The following is a 16,928-nucleotide window of genomic DNA, read 5'->3' on the forward strand; positions in this document are numbered from 1 at the left end:
CCCCTCACCGGACGACCCGCCAGCGGGTCGCGACGCCGAGCCCGCCGCCGGACGACAGCGCCGCCAGACCGGTCTCACCGTGACCCTGCACGACGAGCCGGTGGAACAGCCGTACCACCAGCACCGCGCCGGACGCGCCCCACGGATGGCCGAGCGCGAGCGCGCCACCGTCCGGGCTGACCGTGCGCTCGTCGAGGCCGCCGGCGTCGAGGCAGGCGAGCACCTGGCCGGCGAACGCCTCGGTGAACTCGACGACGTCCGGTGCGGGACCGGGCAGCGCCCGGACGGCCGGGACCGCGCCGAGACCCAGCAGCGCGGGATCGCAGCCGCGGGTGGCGGCGGCGTCCAGCGCGAGCCCCGGGACGCCGAGCTCCCGGCGCCGCCTCTCGGAGACGACGAGCACGGCGGCGGCGCCGTCGTTCACGCCGCAGGAGTTGGCGGCGGTGGCGGTGCCGTCCGGGGTGAACGCGGGCCGGAACCGGGCGAGGCGCTCCGGGGTGAACCGGTCGCGCGGGCGTTCGTCGGTGCCGACGCCGCCGACCGGGACGATCTCGGCGTCGAACCGGCCGGCCCGCTGGGCGGCGACGGCACGGGCGTGGCTGCGGGCGGCGAAGGCGTCCTGCCGCTCCCGGGAGACGCCGCACCGGGCGGCGACCGCGTCGGCGGCCGGGCCCATGTCCGGGTCCGGACACCCGGCGGGGGCGAACGGTGCGCGCGTGTAGGCGGTGCCGTCCGGCCGGAGCCGCGCCGGTGCCGTCGACGGGGACTCGGTGCCGCCCGCCAGGTACGCCGAGCCGGCCCCGGCCCGGATCGCGGTGGCCGCGGTGACGATCGCGGTGAGCCCACTCGCGCACTGCCGGTCGACGGTCATCCCGGGGACGCGGTCGCCGAGCCCGGCGCGCAGGGCCGCGACCCGCGCGGGATTGCCGCCGGGGCCGAAGACGTTGCCGAGCAGCACGTCGTCGACCGGGGTGTCGAGTGACGTCGCGAGCTCGGCGAGGACCGGGGCGGCCAGCTCGTCGACGGTGAACGCACGCAGCGCGCCGCCCGCGGCGCCGATCGGGGTCCGCCGGGCGGCGATCACGACCGGGGTGAGATCGCCGGTCACGGCCGGCCACCGGACGGCTCGGGGAACGGCCGCGTGCCGCGGGTGCCGTCGCGCAGGGCGTCGTCGATCACCGACCGGGCGGGCTTGCCGGAGCCGAGCCGCGGGAGCGCCGGGACGAGCAGCCAGCGGCGCGGGCGTTTCGCCGGGGACAGCGCCGTCCGGACCGCGGCCCGCAGTGCCCGGCGGGACGGCGCGACGCCGTCGGTGGCCTCGACGACCGCGGTGACCAGCGTCCCGAGCGAGGGGTGCGGGGTGCCCGAGACCACGACGTCGGCGACCCCCGGGACGCCCCGCAGCACCTGCTCGACCTCCTCGACCGCGACCAGGGTGCCGCCGGAGGTGATCGTCGTGGCGGCCCGGCCGTGCACGGTGAGCGCGCCGTCGGTGCCGAGATCGGCGCGGTCGCCGACGGTGCTCGGGCCGGGGCCGATCGGCTGCAGGACGCCGTCGCGCAGCCGGCCGAGAACGGTCTGCGGGCTGTCCACCCAGAGGACGCCGTCGTGCACCGCGAGCCGGACTCCGGGGACCGCGCGGAGTGGTCCGGCGTCGCGGCGGAGCGCGATCAGCGAGTGCTCGGCCGAGCCGTAGTACTCGATCAGGACGGTGCCGGGGAGCAGCCGCGCACAGCGCTCACGCAGGGCCGGTGCGACGTGCGCGCCGCCGCAGACGATCACCGCCGGCGCGGGCCGTTCCGGGTGCCGGTCCCGGTCGTCGAGCAGCGTGGACAGCAGCGCCGGGACCAGGTGCACGGAGCCGCCGGCGGGGAGATCCGCGGGATCGAACCGGTCGGTGGTGACGAGCCGGAGACCGTGGTGCAGGGCGTGCAGCGCGCCGAACAGGTAGAGCGTCGACGACGGCGGGCCCGGGACGAGGACCGGGCCCGGCAGCGGTCCGAGGACGTCGAAGCCGATCAGCCACGAGTCGCGGGTGCGGGCGAGGACGGTGGGCGGTCCGGTGCTGCCGGAGGTGGTGGGGAGGAGGAACGGGTCCGTGCCGTCCAGCTGGTCGCGCGGGCCGGTCGGCCGGGGCTGCCCGGGTTCGGGCCGGGCGGGGGTGCTGGTTTCGGTGCTGGTGCCGGTGCTGGTTTCGGTGCCGGTGCTGGTGCCGGTGCTGGTGCTGGTGCCTGAGCCGGTTCCGGCGGTGCTGACGTCGAGCACCCTGCTGGGGGCGGTGTCGGTGAGCACGGCTGCGCGCTCCCGGTCTGACCAGCCCGGATCGGCCACCAGGGCTGCGGCGCCGGCCCGGTCGACGGCGAGCAGGTGGGGCAGGACGGACCACCGGACGCGTGCCGGTGCGTCGATCACGACACGGTCGCCGGGGCCGATGCCGTGGGCGCGGAGGTGCTCGGCAGCGACGGCCGTCGCCACGGCCAGGCCGGGTGGGAGCAGGTCGGGTGGGACGATCGCGGTGGGGCCGGTGCCGGGTGGGGGCACCGTCGCCGTCGGTCGCTGCGGCTCGGTCGTTCTCGTCTGTTCGGTCCCTGAGGATGCGCCTGCCGGGCCCGCCGCCTGCGCCGGCCGGTCGGTCGTCGTGGAATCCGCTCGGGCCGTGCGACGGGGACCTGTCGTCACCGGACCCGCGGCTCGCGGGCCGGCGTCGGGAGGAGATCGGGCAGGGCCCGGTGCACCAGCGTGGCGATGACGGCGGCGAGGACGACCTTGATCAGGTCGCCGGGCACGAACACCAGCGACTGGACGAAACCGGACCACAGGTCCCCGACCACCAGCCCGAGCACCGGCATCCCGATCAGGTAGTCGGCGAGCAGCCCGGCAAGGCAGGCGACCAGCAACACCGGCAACGTCCGGGTCCGGGCCCGCTGCACGATCAGGCCGGTGACCAGCGCGGACAGCAGCCACCCGATGAGGAAGCCCGCGCTGGGCCCGACGAACGGGGCCAGCCCGCCCCGGCCGCCGGACAGCAGCGGCAGGCCGATCGCGGTCAGTGCGAGGAGCAGCGCCACCGACGCGGTGCCGAGCTTCCAGCCGAGGATCGCACCGGCGAGGATCGGGCCCACGTTCTGCAGGACGATCGGGACTCCGGCGACACCCCCGAAACCGGGGAAGAGGCCGAGCACTGCGATGAAGGCGGCGAACACCACGACCCGCGCGAGATCGGCGGCAGGCAGCGTGGAGCGGGATCCGGACACGCGCGAAGGTTAGGTCACGCAGACGTGTCCCCGGCACCTCTGCGGGCGGCATCACCGCGCCACGATCGTGCCGCGCACCTCTCGACACCCTGACGCACCCGGCCCGGTGGCCGCGTGTGCTCCGTGATCGGCACCCGTGGGGGCCGCGGGTCCGGCGGAGCGACACCTCCCGCTCCGGATGGCCGTCGGTACCGGTCCGGTTGCCGGTCAGAACGGCGGCTCCGCGACGTCCTCGGCGAACCGGTCCCGCGCATCCGCACCCTCCCCGCGGGCCCAGGGGCTCGGTCCGCTCGCCTCCCCGCGGGCCCAGGGGCTCGGCCCGCGCGCCGGGCCCGCCTCGGCCCGCACCGGCCCCACCGGTGAGGGCTGCGCCTCGTAGGTGTGCCCGGACGGCGTCGTCCAGACCAGCGTGCCGTTCGGCCGCATCTCGACGTGCCAGCCCGGCATGTGCTTGAGCCGATGATGGGAACGGCAGAGCGGGGCGGTGTTGCCCGCGGAGGTCGGCCCGGTCGCCCGCACCGGGTCGAACGGGACGACATGGTCGATGTCGCACCGGTGGGCCGGCGTCCGGCATCCGGGGTGGGCACAGCAGCCGTGCCGCGACCGCACCAGCCTGGCCAGATCGGCTGGTGGCCGGTAGCGCTGCGTGCCGTGGTCGAGCACCTTGCCGGTGACCGGATCGGTCACCAGCCGGTTCCACACGGAGGCCGGGTCGAACGCCAGGGCCCGGGCGTCCTCCGCGGGGATCGGGCCGAAGCCCGCCAGCTCGGCCGGCTCGTCCCCGGCGCCGGTGAGGGTGTCGAGCGGGACGGTGACATGGATGTTCACGCGCACGGTGTTCCGCACGAACGGGCTGCCGCCCGCGGGTGCGGACGCCAGGCCCGGGACCTCGGTCGGCTCCGCGCTCGCGGCGCCGGTGGCGAGGGCGGTTCCGGCGCTCACCCGGCCGGTGTCGCGCAGCACGAGGTCCACCAGTGCGTCGGCCCGCCGGGCGTCCATGCCACGCGGATCGGCGCTGCCGCAGCCGCGGGCGTGCTGGTCGACCACGGCGAGGATGCCGGTCGCCGCGGCGGCGGGCAGGAACGCCCGCAGCGTGGCCATGCCGTCGGCCTCGGCCTGGACCCGTACCCCACGGTCGAGGGTCCGGCGCTCGCGGCGCCGGGCCCGGACACCGTCCGGCAGACCGGTCAGGAACCGGCGGATCGCTGCACGCAGCTGACCGGTGGTCTGGCCGGGAGCCTTCGGCAGGACGCGGGTGAGGAGCCGCTCGGTCTGCTCCGGTGTCAGGTCAGCGGCGGCTTCCACCAGGAGCAGGACCTTGGACCGGGACAGCAGGCCGGCCCGCGCCAGCTCGGCGACCGGTGCGAGCTCGGCGGCGGACAGGCCCCTGGCCTCGTCGACCCGGTACCACGCGGATCCGGTGGTGAGACGCAGCATGAGCCGCAGCTCCGCGACGATCGACTGCAGCGCATCGGGGACCGTGTCGAACAAGCCCAGCGGTGGGTCGGTGGCGGGATCGTGCTCGGCGATGTGCCGGGCCATCGTGGACTCGGCGCCCTCGACGAGTGCAGCGATCTCGCAGCTCTGCAGCGCCTGCAAGCTGTTGATCACTCGCTCGAAGGCGCCGATGCGCTCCAGCCGCTCGGCCGGGGGAGCGCCGGGATCGGGTGGTCGCTCCAGAACCGCCACCACCGCGGAACCGGGCGGCATCTCGGACCAGCGGGTGGCGGTGGCCGGGGCAGTTGATGCGCTGGTGGTGGTGCCTGTGTCGAACATGTGGTCGAGTCTGCCGTGGACCCCTGACAGTTTCGGGTGGTCGACGGACGGGCGCGGCATGATTCACCTGGATGGAGCACTCCGCGAGCGTGGGCGGACCAGCGTGACGTGCGGATCCGCTCGAGCGGGCACGGCGGGGTGTGCCGCGGCCGCGGTGCGGCGACGGGCAGTGCCGTGCAGTGCCGTGCAGTGCCGTGCGGTGCCGTGCAGTGCCGTGCAGTGCCTTGCAGTGCCGGCGGTGCCGGCGTTGGCGTGCCGGACGGGTCCGGTGCCGGACAGCGGGCGCCGGACAGATGAGGCGCCAGACAGGGGCTGCTGGAGATGGGGAGCCGGACAGGGGCCCCGGACAGGGCGCAACTGACAAGGGGTCCCGGACAGGTGGGCGCCGGACAGGTGGGCGCCGGCCAGGGGCCGACAGGTTCGGTGCCGGACAGGTTCGGTGCCGGACGGGTGCGGTGCCGGATGGGTGCGGTGCCGGATGGGTGCGGGGCCGGACGGGTGCGGTGCCGGACAAGGCGCGGTTCTGGACAGGGGGTGTCGGACAGGCGCGGTGCTGGGCCGGTGCGGCGCCGGGCAGGTCGGGCGCGGGACAGGCGCGGTGTCGGACGGTGTGGCCGGATCGGGCCCGTGTGCGGAGGCGGGCGGCGAGCACCGGACGCTCCCGCACCCGGCCGGTGTCACCCCTGTCCGGTGCGGCACCCACCGAGCCCGATCAGAGGATGCGGCACAGCGTCCGGAACCCCTCGCCGTCCGGCCCGGTGCCGTCGTCGACGTACCCGGCCCGCGCGAACAGCCTGGCCGAGGCCGCATTCTCCCGGTGCACCACCGCGATCAACGGCGTCCCGGAGCCGGTCCGCTCCCGCAGCGCGTCCTCACCGGCCTGCAGCAGCGCCGCGGCCAGCCCACCCCCGCGGCGTTCCGGTGCGACGGTGATCGACACCTCCCAGCCGCGGCAGTCCCGGTCCCAGCGGACGGTGCCGACGGGGCCCGTGGTGTCGGACACGACGAGCAGGTACCGGTCCTCGCGGTCCAGCGAGCCGGCGAGCCAGCGCCGGTGGGTGTCCAGGTCGATCTCGTCGGCGGAGCGCGAGTTCCGGCGGGTGTCCGGGTCGTTGCGCCAGGCCAGGAGGAGCTCGGCGTCGGCGAGCGTCGCGGGGCGTGTGTGCAGCGCGGCGGTCGTGTCCTCGACGCGCGGGTCCTGCCCGGCCCGGGCAGGGGACGTCCGGGCCAGGGGCGCCGATCCCCGCGCACCCCCCACCCGCCGGACGGCGTCGGTGATCGCGTCCACGATCCGCCCCGCCCCCGCCCCGTCCACGACGGTCCTGGCCCGCCGGGCGAGCGCATCCCGGGCGCCCGGATCGGTGAGCAGCCCGCGCAGTACCGCCCCCGCCTGTTCCGGCGCGGCGAGCTCACCGATCCCGCCGAGCCCCGCGGCGGCCCCGGCCGCGACGACCGTCCGGTACCCGTCGGTCTGGTTGTCAGCGGCGAGGACCAGCGCCATCGGGACGCCGACGCAGCACAGCTCCCACACCGTCGTCCCGGCCGCGCTGACCACCAGGTCCGCGCCCGCCATCGCGGCCGGGAGATCGGCCAGCGGGGCGACCGCGCGGAAGCGCGCCGGGCCGCCCGCGGGCAGCTCCGGCGACCGTCCCGGCGGCACGACGACGTCGACCTCGGCGGGCGCACCGGCCGCGTCGAGCGCGGCGACGACCCGGGGGAGCAGCCCGGCCGCGTCCGTCCCGCCCATCACGACCAGCACCCGCGGCGGCGCACCGGCCGGGTGTCCGGCGTCCCGTTCCCGCCGCGCCCGCCGGGCGGCCGCCCGCAGTGGGGCGTAGGCGGGACCGCGGAGCAGGAGCGGGCTGCCGTCGTCGGGCCGCGGGTGCTCGTCGGCGCCCAGATTCGGATCGACGACGACGTCACCCGGCCGCCGTCCGGTGGCGAAGTCCTCCACGGTGGACAGCACGGTCCCGGCCGCGTTCAGCGGATCGCGCAGGTCGTCACCCAGCAGGTAGTGGTCGACGTGCACGGCGTCGATCCGGTGCCCGCGGGCGAGCCCGGCCAGCGACCCGGCGTCGTCGGCGGGAGGCAGCACCGTCCGGGGCGGCCCGGTGACCAGCCCGGCCCACAGCCAGTCCAGCCCGTCGAGCCGGCCGGACCAGAGCACCTCGTGCCCGGCCGCGTCGGCGGCCTCGGCGACCGCCGCGCACCGGACGGCGTGCCCGACGCCGGTCGACGGTCCGGCGTCGCAGCGCAGCAGCAGGCGCACCGGGATCAGCCCTCCGCGAGGGACTTCTGGCGGACGTGCGCGTTGCGCTCCACCAGGTCCGGCCGCGACCGCAGCACCGACACCACCGACCGCCAGCCGGTGCGCCCGTCGAGCGCCTCGACCAGGCCCTGCAGGGCGTGCAGGTCGTCGGGGGTGTCCAGGGTCACCCGCAGGTCGTCCGCGGCGGGTGCGACGACGACGCCGAGGCACCGGAACCGGCCCGGGTCGCCGTAGAGGCCCGAGGTCACGTGCACCCGGTCGTACCCGGTGGCGCCGGCGTCCAGCGCGCGCAGTGCCGGCACGGTCGCCAGCTCGACGTCCAGGCCCCGCGGCAGCGTCCGGACCAGCGTGGTCGCCACGTAGTCGTGCTCCGGCGCCGACCGCCAGGTCGCGGCGACCAGGCCGACCAGGTCGGGATCGAGCAGCGGGCAGTCGGCGGTGAGCCGCACCACGGCGTCGCACGGGTGCTCGTCGGCGGCCTGCACGAACCGGGACAGCACGTCGTCCTCGGAACCGCGCACCACCCCGACGCCGAGCGCCGCGGCGTGCTCGGCGACGGCGTCGTCACCGGCGGCCGTGGACGTCGCGACCAGCACGTCGTCGATGCCGTGTGCGGCCCGGGCGGCGTCGACGACCCGGTCCAGCACCGGACGCCCGCCGAGCTCCCGCAGGACCTTGCCGGGGAGCCGGGTCGAACCCGTCCTGGCCTGAACGACCGCGTTGATCCGCACCTGCTGCCTTTCCTCCGGGTACCCGCGTGCCATCATGCCGGGCGGGAGAAATCCGCGGATCTGGAGGCGTGATGTCGGTTCTCAAGGGCTCGTCGGTCCTGGTCACGGGCGGGACGGGGTCCTTCGGCAAGGCGTTCGTGCGCACGCTGCTGGACCACTACGACCCGCGCCGGCTGGTCATCCTGTCCCGGGACGAGCTGAAGCAGTACGAGTGCCGGTCGCTGTTCGACAACGACCCGCGGCTGCGCTGGTTCCTCGGTGACGTCCGGGACCGGGACCGGCTCAAGCGCGCCATGCACGGCGTCGACTACGTGGTGCACGCCGCCGCGCTGAAGCAGGTCGACACCGCCGAGTACAACCCGTTCGAGTTCATCCGGACCAACGTCGAGGGCTCGCAGAACGTCGTCGAGGCCGCGATCGACTCCGGGGTGAAGAAGGTCGTCGCGCTGTCCACGGACAAGGCGTCGTCGCCGATCAACCTCTACGGCGCCACGAAGCTGTGCGCCGACCGGCTGTTCGTGAGCGCGAACCACTACGCGGCCGCCTACGAGACGCGGTTCGCCGTCGTCCGGTACGGCAACGTGCTGGGCTCGCGCGGCTCGGTCGTCCCGCTGTTCAAGCGGCTCGCCGCCGAGGGGCAGTCGCTGCCGATCACCGACAAGCGGATGACCCGGTTCTGGATCACCCTGCCGGACGCGGTGAAGTTCGTGATCGACTCCTTCGACCGGATGCAGGGCGGCGAGCTGTACGTGCCGCGGATCCCGTCGATGCGGATGACCGACCTGGCCGAGGCCATCGCACCCGGTGCGGCGACCCACGAGATCGGGATCCGGCCGGGCGAGAAGCTGCACGAGGAGATGATCGCCGCGGACGACTCGCGGCGGACGCTGCGGCTCGACGACCGCTACGTGGTCGAGCCCTACATCGCCGGCTGGGGCTACACCTCCCCGGCCGACGGCGAGCCGGTGCCGGACGGGCAGGCCTACCGCAGCGACACCAACGACCTGTGGCTGTCCCCGCAGCAGCTGCGCGAGATGGTCGAGGCGCTCGACTAGATGCTTCCCTACGGACGCCAGTCGATCTCGGCCGAGGACGTCGAGGCGGTCACCGCCGTCCTCGGCACCGACTGGCTGACCACCGGTCCCGCGGTCACCCGGTTCGAGGACGACCTGTCCGCGCACGTCGGCGGCAACCCGGCGGTCGCGGTCACCTCCGGCACCGCGGCACTGCACGTCGCCTACGCCGCGGCCGGTGTCGGGCCGGGCCAGGACGTCGTCGTGGCGCCGCTGACGTTCGTCGCGACGGCGAGCGCCGCAGCGCTGCTCGGCGCGAACGTGGTGTTCGCCGACGTCAGCCCGGACACCGGCAATCTCGACCCGGACGCCGCGAAGGCCGCGCTCACCCCGAACACCACCGTCGTGTCCGGTGTGGACTACGCCGGGCACCCGATCGACGCGGAGCCGCTGCGCGAGATCGCGCACGGCGCCGGCGCGCTGCTGCTGGAGGACGCCGCGCACTCGATCGGCGGCACCTGGCACGGCCGCCCGGTCGGTGACCTCGCCGACCTGACGACGCTGAGCTTCTTCCCGACCAAGAACCTCACCACCGCCGAAGGCGGCGCCGTCGTGTCGCCGCGGGACGATCTCGTCGCGGGGGCCCGCTCGTTCCGCAACCACGGCCTGGTGCGGGACAGGGCCGCCCAGCGGTTCCCGGACGAGGGGCCGTGGCACCAGGAGGTGCACGCGTTCGGGCTGAACTACCGGCTGCCCGATCTGCTCGCCGCGCTCGGCTCGTCGCAGCTGACCCGGCTGGCCGCGTTCACCGCCCGGCGCGCCGAGATCCACGCCCGGTACGACGCGGCCCTGGCCGACGTCGCCGAGGTGCGCACCCCGTCCCGGCGCGACGGCGCCGACCCGGCCTGGCACCTCTACCCGCTGCGGGTGCTCGACGGCCGCCGCCGCGAGCTGTTCGACCACCTGCGCGGCAACGGTATCGGCGTGCAGGTCAACTACGTCCCGGCGTACTGGCACCCGGTCTTCGCCGATCTCGGCTACCGCCGCGGCCTCTGCCCGAACGCCGAGGAGTACTACGCGCAGCAGATCTCGCTGCCGCTGTTCCCGGACCTGGCCGACGCCGACGTCGACCGGGTCGCCCAGCTGGTGCGGGAGTTCTTCGGGCACCGGGAATGAGCACGGTGAACGCGAGCAGGGAGGTCCTGGGCCGCGGTTCGCTCTACACCCTCGGGACGGTCGCGCCGATCCTGGCGAACGTCCTGGTCACCCCGGTCGTGACCCGGGTGCTCGGCCGCGGCGAGTACGGCGTCGTCGCGATCGGGCTGATCCTGGTGCAGGTCGGCGCGATGGTCGTCGGGTTCGGGCTGGCCGCGTCGATCACCCGGCACGGGATCCTGGAACGCTCCGGGGTCGCCGGGGCCCGCGCGCTGGTGCTGCAGGGCACCGCGCTGTCCACCGTGCTCGTCGTCGCCGCGATGCTGACCGGGCCGCTGTGGGGGCCCGCGGTGCTGTCCGTGCCGTGGCAGCCCGGGCTGACCTGGGCGGCGCTGGCCGCCGCCGGGTTCGTCGCCGTGCTGAACGCCCAGTCGCTGCTGCGCGTGCAGGACCGGCCGGTGCCGTTCGTGGTGATGTCGGCCGTCGCCACGCTGGGCGGGCCGCTCACCGGGCTCGCGCTGGTCAGCTGGCACGCCAGCGACGCCGACGACTACCTGTTCGGCCTGCTGCTCGGCTACCTCGCCGCCGGGCTCGCCGGGATCGCGCTGGCCGTGCACGGCGGCCGCCCGCGCAGCGAGCGCGGCGACCTGGTCAAGGCGCTGCGCGTCGGGCTGCCCGCGGTGCCGCACCTGGTCGCGCTGCTGCTCGTGCAGAACGCGCTGGTGCTGATCGTGACCCGGTACTTCGGCCCGGAGGACGGCGGCCGGATGCAGATCGCGCTGCTGCTCGGCGCGGCCCCGGCGCTGATCGTGTCCGCGCTGAACAACGCCTGGGCGCCGGTCGTCTACCGGACCGCGCCCGAGGAGCGCGGCGCCGCCCTGGAACGGACCGCCCGGGACGTCGCCGCGGTGACCGTCGCGCTGTCCGCCGGCGTCGCGCTGCTCGCGCCGTTCCTGCTGCGCTTCCTCGCGCCCGCCGAGTTCGATCCGGTCGAGCTGGTCCCGGTCGCCGGGGTGACCGCGGTCGGCGCCGTCGTCAGCGTCGCGTACCTGGCGAACGTGCATCTGGTGTTCGCGTCCGGACGCAGCGGCGGGCTGGCCTTCGCCAGCCCGCTCAGCCTGGTCGCCGGGCTGGTCGTGGCCGTGCTGCTGGCCGGCACCGGCTCGCTGACCGCGGTCGCGGTCGGGTTCCCGGTGACGTACCTGGCGCTGGCCGTGGGGACGTCGCTGCTGCGCCGCCGGGTGTCGGAGACCCGCTGGCGGGAGGCGGTGCTGCTCGGGCCGATCGTCGCCGGGTTCGTGCTCTGCGGCGGGGCGGCGCTGCTCCCGGCGCAGGGGGCCGGCTGGCTGGCCGTCCGGTTCGGGCTGGCGGTGCTGCTCGGGATCGCGCTGCTGTGGCTGGTCCGGCGGATCTGGCGGCGCTGACCGGCGGCGGTGCGCGGGACCGCGCGTCGGGGCGCGGACGGGCACCCGGTGGGCGCGGGCCCCGGCTCGGCTCAGGAGCGCGGGACGGCCTCCGCCGGGTCCTCGGTCGTCACCGGCGTGGGGAGTCCCTTCGGCAGCGGCCGCGGCAGCGCCGCGAGCGGGTTGCGCAGCCACAGCATCGGGCTGAAGCTGCCCGCCGACATCGCCTGCGTGCTCTGCTCGGAGCGCTTCGTCAGGCCCAGCACCATCGCGGCCTTGGCCAGCGGCGACGCCGCGTAGTACTGGATCCCGGGGCCGACGTTCGGGGTGCGGCCCCAGCCCAGCGCGGCGCGCAGCGCGTCCGGCTCCAGCAGCGCGTCGGCGCCCAGCTCGCGGCGGGCCAGCGCGGTCGCCGCGGCGTCCGCCTCGGCGGCCCCGGTGTCCGGCCGCTGCCCGTTCGCCGGGTCGGCGGTGTGGAACTCCGGCCAGGTGGCGCGCAGCTCGTCGACCGCGGACGCCGACTGCGCGCCGAACGTCAGCGGATCGCCCCAGACGGCGGCCGGGGTGCCGATCGCGGCGGCGTAGAGCACCGCGGTGGACAGCCGGTTCGACGACACCCGGCTCGCGTTGCCGATCAGGTGCATGATCCGCAGCAGGAACCGCGGGTCGTCCCGGCGGCCGGCGGTGACCAGGCGGTGCCCGGCGTCGGCCCACGCCGAGGTGATCTCCGGATCGGTGAGGTCCTCGTGGTGCATGCACACCGTGGACGGCCCGTCGACCTTCGCGACCTGGCGGGCCAGGTCGGCGTGCGCGCCGGTGACCCGGACCAGCCGGGTGCCGTGGAACGGGACGAACACCGGTCCCAGCCGGTCCGAGCGCGACCAGCCCTGGGCCTGCAGCAGCCGTTCCAGGTACAGCACCGGGGCGCCGACCGGGGTGGTCGTGCGGGTCTCGTCGGCGGGGGACCAGCCGCGGCAGCCGTGCGACCAGACCAGCAGCCGGCGCTGCCGCGGGTCCGCACCCACGTGCGGGAAGTCGGCGAAGTGCGCGGCGACCGGGCTGGTCGCCGTCCAGCCGTGCTGCAGCAGCCCGGCGATGTGCCGGGGCCGGGACAGCCCCGCGTACGCGGCCAGCACCGCCGAGTGGCCGTAGTAGTGGTTCTGGATGTCCAAGGCCGTGCTCCGGATCGCTGCAGGTCGTCGTGTGGTCGGGGCCGGGCGATCCTAACGAGGGGCGGTTGCGGCGAGCGCGGCTGCCGGGGGCCGTGCCCCGCGACCGGGGCGGGCCCGGTCAGGCGACGGCGGTGTGCGGCGGGTCGAACTCGCCCGCCTCGACGCCGAGCCGGTAGGCGGTCCACTCGGCCGGGGTGAAGTGCAGCCGGTCGGGGCCGCCGGTGTGCAGCACGGCGCCGCCGTCGGCGGTGGGCTCGGCGGCGAGCGGGGTGGTGCCGGAGCCGGTGAGGAACGCGGTCCACTCGGCTCGGGTGACGGAGAGGACGGGGCCGGTGCGGTCCTTGGTGTCGCGGACATCGACCCGGGGGCCGTGGAAGCGGACCTCGACGCAGGTGCTGTCACTGCTGCTGAAGCTGCTGACGAACCAGCGACCCGGCCGTGCGGCCATCCCTTACAGCTCCTCGGCGTAGCCCTCCACCATGCGGACCGACTCCTCCGCGGACAGGGCCAGCCGGCGAGCATCGGACCAGGAGAACACTACATCGCGGACCTGGTCGGGGCGTTCGAGTATCCGCCGCACGGTGATCGCTTCCTGCCAGGCGAGGGTCGGCAGGCGCGCGCTCGCGAAGTCGATCAGATGGAAGGTCGAGGCACCGAGCAGGCTGCACGCGCGGGCGGTGAAGGGCAGCACCCGGATCTGCACGGTGTCCGGGTGGGCGCGCATCATCCCGGCCAGGTGTCGGAGCTGGGCGCGTAACACCTCCCGTCCGCCGACCTGTTGCAGCAACGCTGCCTGACCGAGGACGACCGTGAGGTGCAGCGGGTCCGGCCCGGTCAGTCGTTGCTGGCGCCGCATCCGCACCTCGACCCGCTGGTCGATCTCGACCGGGCGCATGGACACACCCGCCTCCAGCAGGGCACGGGTGTACTCCGGGGTCTGCAGCAGGCCGGGGATGATGCCCTCGTAGCTGCGGATGCTCTGCGCACCGTGCTCCAGGCCGTGGAAGCGCTGCAGTTCCTCGCCGTACAGCGCCGAGTACGCCGTCCACCACCCGCGCCCGCGGGACCGCTCCCGCAGCTCGAACAGCTCGGCCCGCTCGGCGTCGTCGTACTCCAGCAGGTCGAGCAGCAGGTCCAGCTTCTCCTCGGTCAGCGAGCGGCGCTCGTTCTCCACCGCCGACCAGTAGTTCCGGGTGAAGCCCAGCCGCGCGGTGATCGTCGCGACGTCGACCCCCAGCTCGATCCGGCGCTCCCGCAACCGCAACGACAGTTCCCAGCTCGCCACTGTCGGCGACGACGGAGCCACGCCTCTCACCTGCCTTCCCTCGGGTGTCCGCCAGCCTAGTCACCCCGGGCAACTGCTGTTACCGTAACTGAATTCGTGTCCGTGGATTCACCAGGGGTTGGGTCACATGCATGGGCGGTTCCTGCGGAGGCTGCGGCGCTCCACGACCGGGCGGCGCCCGTTCTGCCGGGGCGTCTGCCTCGGATGCCGCTCCAGCCGCTGGGTCGATCCGCGCACCTTCCGCTGCCCCGGCTGCGCCGCGCGGACCCGGGGCGACGCCGACGCCGGGTGACACCGGATCGCAGAGGCCACCCGGGGCCGGCCGGCACCGCCCGTTACGGTCGGGCCGTGCCTGCGCCGACCGTCGACGTGATGCTCCCGTTCTTCGGGGACCCGTACCTGCTGCGCCGGGCGGTCCGCAGCGTGCAACGGCAGGACCGCGCCGACTGGCGGCTCACCGTCGTCGACGACGGCTATCCCGACGACTCGATCGCGCTCTGGTTCGCCGGGCTCGACGACGACCGGATCCGCTACCGGCGCAACCCGCAGCGGCTCGGCGCGCAGGGCAACAACCGGTACTGCATCGAGCACGTCGAGCTCGAGTACTTCGTGATGATGGGCGCCGACGACCTGATGCTGCCGCACTACCTGGACACCGTGCTCGCGCTGCACGACCGGTGGCCCGGCGCCGCCGTCGTCCAGCCGGGGGTGTCGGTGATGGACGACCGGGACCAGGCCGTCCGGCCGCTCGCCGACCGGGTGAAGTCGCTGCTGGCGCCGTCCGGGTCGGGGCCGCGGGAGGTCGCGGGCGAGGATCTCGCGGTCAGCCTGCTGCGCGGGAACTGGCTCTACAACCCGTCGCTGTGCTGGCGGACGGCGGCGGTCCGATCGGTCACGATGCCGGAGTCCGCGGACGTGTTCGACCTGGCGCTGCCGCTGCAGGTGGTCGCCGAGGGCGGCTCGATGGTCGTCGACGACCACGTGTGCTTCCGCTACCGGCGGCACCGCACCAGCGACTCCGGCTCCGGCGCCGCCGCCGGGAACCGGTTCGCCGAGGAGCGGCGCTTCTTCGCGGCCGAGGCCGAGCGGATGACCGCGCGCGGCTGGCACCGGGCCGCGCGGGCCGCGCGGGTGCACGTGTCGTCCCGGCTGAACGCCGCCGTGCAGGTGCCGGGGGCGGTGCTGCGGCGCGATCCCGGGGCGCTGCGGGCGCTGGGATCGCACCTGCTCACCCGCTGAGACCCAGCAGCCGCTGCGCCCAGCGGGAGTAGGTCTGGTCGAACCGGCCGTCGGTGACGGCGTCGGCCTCGGCGACCCGGCGTTCGATGGCGGTCCGCACCTGGTCCGCGACATCCCGGTCGGCGTAGACCTGCTGGTAGTAGGCCGGTCGGGCCCGCAGAACGGCGACCAGTTCCCGATCACCGACCGCGGTCGGGAGGTCGGTGTTCCACGACGTGGTCTGCAGCTCCGGGGTCGGCCCGGTCGCGACGAGGACCGTCGGCTCGTCGGCGAGGAGCACATCGGTGGGGCTCGCGCCGTGCCCGATCCGCTCGTCGTTGAGGCCGATGTAGTCGGTCGCCCGCCAGCCGGAGAAGTACGGGATCGCGCCGGCGTCGGTCATGGCGACCGTCCGCCGGTCGGCCGGGACGTCGGCGTCCGCGAGCCCCAGACCGATGGCGATGTGGACCCGGCGGAGGTCCTCGCCGTAGTTCACCATCGTCGGTCCGTCCGGCTGCAGGAAGCCCGCCACGCTGGTCCAGCCGACAGCGACGGCGGCGCCCACCGCGGCCAGCCGCCGCCGTCCGACCGCGTCGATGGTCCGGGCGGCGGCCAGACAGAGCACCGGGAACCCGTGCCAGGCGAACCGGGACAGGTAGTCCATCGCCGGAGCCGTGAGCGCCGGGATGGCGTAGAGCGCGACGCAGCTCGCGAGGGCCACCGCGACGACCGGGGCGGTCGACCGCCGGAAGAGCCCGGCGACGGCGAGCAGGAGCAACGGCAGCAGCAGCGCCAGGGTGGTGCGGATCCAGCGGCCGTCGGTCGCGGCCTCCACCCCGACCTTCACGTAGAAGGTGTTCGGCAGCGGATGCCCGAAGTACGACCAGCGCCATGCCGTGTAGGCGCCACCGATCGCGGCCGCCACGATCAGCGCGGTCCAGGTGCGGCGGTCCCGCCGCCGCAGCCACGCCCACACGGCCAGCGGCGGTGCGACGGCGAGGATGCCGTCGGGGCGCAGCATCCCGGCGACCAGGAACAGTGCCGGGAGCTCCCATGATCGGACGGTGGCGTCCCGGTCCCGCAGCAGGCGGGCCGCGACGACGACCGCACGCAGGACCACCAGTGCGAACGGGGCCGTCTCCAGGCCACCGTCCACGTGTACCCAGGTCGGCAGGAAGAGCACGAACGCGCCGACCGCCAGTGCCGCGCCGGTGCGGGTGCGCGGTTCGGTCGCGAGGATCCAGACGATCGCCGCCGCGCACGTCGCGGCGGTCAGCTTCGAGACCACCGGCAGCGGTACCCCCAGCCACACCCAGGGGATGTGCCAGAGCATCCAGAGGAAGTTGGTATAGCCCTCGACCGGGTCGGCGCCGGGATTCCAGGTCGGTCCGAACCCGTGCGCGAGGTTCGCCGTGTACCGGTAGGTGATGTAGGCGTCGTCGACCGTCACCGACCAGCACGCCCAGACACCGACCGCGAGCGCGGCGAGTGCGGCGAGGAACAGTGCCGGCCGCGCCCGGACCGGGCGTGCGGGGGCGCTGCGCTCGGCGGGCGGGCGGGGGACGCGGAGCATGCGTGCAGTCTGCCCCGGTCGCGTTGCGGCGGTGTCAACCGGCGCCGGTCCGCGGAGCCGCCGGCCGGTCCGCCGGGCT

The 16,928-nt window shown here is 75.3% G+C and carries 14 protein-coding genes; 4 read left to right on the forward strand and 10 right to left on the reverse strand.

The annotated features are described in order from the left end of the window. Positions 1–4: 4 nt before the first annotated feature. The 6 genes from ABD160_RS18790 to ABD160_RS18815 all read right to left on the reverse strand — a co-directional run bounded on the left by ABD160_RS18790 (position 5) and on the right by ABD160_RS18815 (position 8,030). The gene (locus ABD160_RS18790; RefSeq protein WP_344024207.1) at positions 5–1,108 is read right to left on the reverse strand and encodes a thiolase family protein; all 1,104 of its coding nucleotides are present in this window, start codon (positions 1,106–1,108) and stop codon (positions 5–7) included. Then, positions 1,105–2,541 (reverse strand): class I adenylate-forming enzyme family protein, encoded by a 1,437-nt coding sequence (locus tag ABD160_RS18795; RefSeq protein ID WP_344024209.1) that lies wholly within the window; start codon positions 2,539–2,541, stop codon positions 1,105–1,107. Before ABD160_RS18795 ends, ABD160_RS18790 begins: the two co-directional genes overlap by 4 nt. A 134-nt stretch (positions 2,542–2,675) precedes the next feature. Beyond that, the gene (locus ABD160_RS18800) at positions 2,676–3,254 is read right to left on the reverse strand and encodes a biotin transporter BioY (RefSeq protein ID WP_344024211.1); all 579 of its coding nucleotides are present in this window, start codon (positions 3,252–3,254) and stop codon (positions 2,676–2,678) included. A 207-nt stretch (positions 3,255–3,461) separates the two neighbouring features. Further along, positions 3,462–5,030 (reverse strand): HNH endonuclease signature motif containing protein, encoded by a 1,569-nt coding sequence (locus ABD160_RS18805; RefSeq protein ID WP_344024213.1) that lies wholly within the window; start codon positions 5,028–5,030, stop codon positions 3,462–3,464. 712 nt (positions 5,031–5,742) lie between these two features. Next, positions 5,743–7,299: a GNAT family N-acetyltransferase gene (locus tag ABD160_RS18810; protein ID WP_344024215.1), complete on the reverse strand. Its 1,557-nt coding sequence runs from the start codon at positions 7,297–7,299 to the stop codon at positions 5,743–5,745. 5 nt (positions 7,300–7,304) lie between these two features. Further along, a complete protein-coding gene (locus ABD160_RS18815; RefSeq protein WP_344024217.1) occupies positions 7,305–8,030 on the reverse strand; it encodes a cytidylyltransferase domain-containing protein in 726 nt (241 codons plus the stop codon). A gap of 71 nt (positions 8,031–8,101) precedes the next feature. On the opposite strand from ABD160_RS18815, the gene pseB reads away from it, so the two are divergent. Genes pseB through ABD160_RS18830 form a run of 3 tightly spaced genes read left to right on the forward strand, consistent with a single transcriptional unit; the run spans position 8,102 to position 11,622 of the window. Then, entirely contained in the window at positions 8,102–9,085 is a 984-nt protein-coding gene (pseB, locus tag ABD160_RS18820; protein WP_344024219.1) for a UDP-N-acetylglucosamine 4,6-dehydratase (inverting), read from the forward strand. Then, the gene (locus tag ABD160_RS18825) at positions 9,086–10,219 is read left to right on the forward strand and encodes a DegT/DnrJ/EryC1/StrS family aminotransferase (protein WP_344024221.1); all 1,134 of its coding nucleotides are present in this window, start codon (positions 9,086–9,088) and stop codon (positions 10,217–10,219) included. Positions 10,220–10,224: 5 nt separating this feature from the next. Next, a complete protein-coding gene (locus tag ABD160_RS18830; RefSeq protein ID WP_344024223.1) occupies positions 10,225–11,622 on the forward strand; it encodes a lipopolysaccharide biosynthesis protein in 1,398 nt (465 codons plus the stop codon). A 71-nt stretch (positions 11,623–11,693) separates the two neighbouring features. Here the strand turns inward: ABD160_RS18830 and ABD160_RS18835 are convergent, their stop codons facing one another. The 3 genes from ABD160_RS18835 to ABD160_RS18845 all read right to left on the reverse strand — a co-directional run bounded on the left by ABD160_RS18835 (position 11,694) and on the right by ABD160_RS18845 (position 14,079). Beyond that, a complete protein-coding gene (locus ABD160_RS18835; protein WP_344024225.1) occupies positions 11,694–12,773 on the reverse strand; it encodes a hypothetical protein in 1,080 nt (359 codons plus the stop codon). A gap of 118 nt (positions 12,774–12,891) precedes the next feature. Continuing rightward, the gene (locus ABD160_RS18840; protein WP_344024227.1) at positions 12,892–13,221 is read right to left on the reverse strand and encodes a DUF397 domain-containing protein; all 330 of its coding nucleotides are present in this window, start codon (positions 13,219–13,221) and stop codon (positions 12,892–12,894) included. A 3-nt stretch (positions 13,222–13,224) separates the two neighbouring features. Beyond that, a complete protein-coding gene (locus ABD160_RS18845) occupies positions 13,225–14,079 on the reverse strand; it encodes a Scr1 family TA system antitoxin-like transcriptional regulator (RefSeq protein ID WP_344024229.1) in 855 nt (284 codons plus the stop codon). Positions 14,080–14,406: 327 nt separating this feature from the next. Between ABD160_RS18845 and ABD160_RS18850 the strand changes: the two genes are divergently transcribed. Next, positions 14,407–15,297 carry a glycosyltransferase family 2 protein gene (locus ABD160_RS18850; RefSeq protein ID WP_344024231.1) on the forward strand — a complete coding sequence of 297 codons (891 nt, stop codon included), beginning with the start codon at positions 14,407–14,409 and terminating at the stop codon, positions 15,295–15,297. On the opposite strand, the gene ABD160_RS18855 is transcribed toward ABD160_RS18850, so the two are convergent. Then, a complete protein-coding gene (locus ABD160_RS18855; RefSeq protein WP_344024233.1) occupies positions 15,287–16,849 on the reverse strand; it encodes a hypothetical protein in 1,563 nt (520 codons plus the stop codon). The two genes, ABD160_RS18850 and ABD160_RS18855, sit on opposite strands and share 11 nt — an antisense overlap. Positions 16,850–16,928: the final 79 nt, after the last annotated feature.

This window comes from Pseudonocardia kongjuensis, assembly GCF_039526905.1.
GTDB classification, from domain to species: Bacteria; Actinomycetota; Actinomycetes; order Mycobacteriales; family Pseudonocardiaceae; genus Pseudonocardia; species Pseudonocardia kongjuensis.

Bases quoted from the DNA above. Each gene is read 5' to 3' on its own strand.
- ABD160_RS18840 (WP_344024227.1), bottom strand. From the start codon at position 13,221: ATGGCCGCACGGCCGGGTCGCTGGTTCGTCAGCAGCTTCAGCAGCAGT.
- ABD160_RS18855 (WP_344024233.1), bottom strand. From the start codon at position 16,849: ATGCTCCGCGTCCCCCGCCCGCCCGCCGAGCGCAGCGCCCCCGCACGC.
- pseB (WP_344024219.1), top strand. From the start codon at position 8,102: ATGTCGGTTCTCAAGGGCTCGTCGGTCCTGGTCACGGGCGGGACGGGG.
- ABD160_RS18805 (WP_344024213.1), bottom strand. From the start codon at position 5,030: ATGTTCGACACAGGCACCACCACCAGCGCATCAACTGCCCCGGCCACC.
- ABD160_RS18825 (WP_344024221.1), top strand. From the start codon at position 9,086: ATGCTTCCCTACGGACGCCAGTCGATCTCGGCCGAGGACGTCGAGGCG.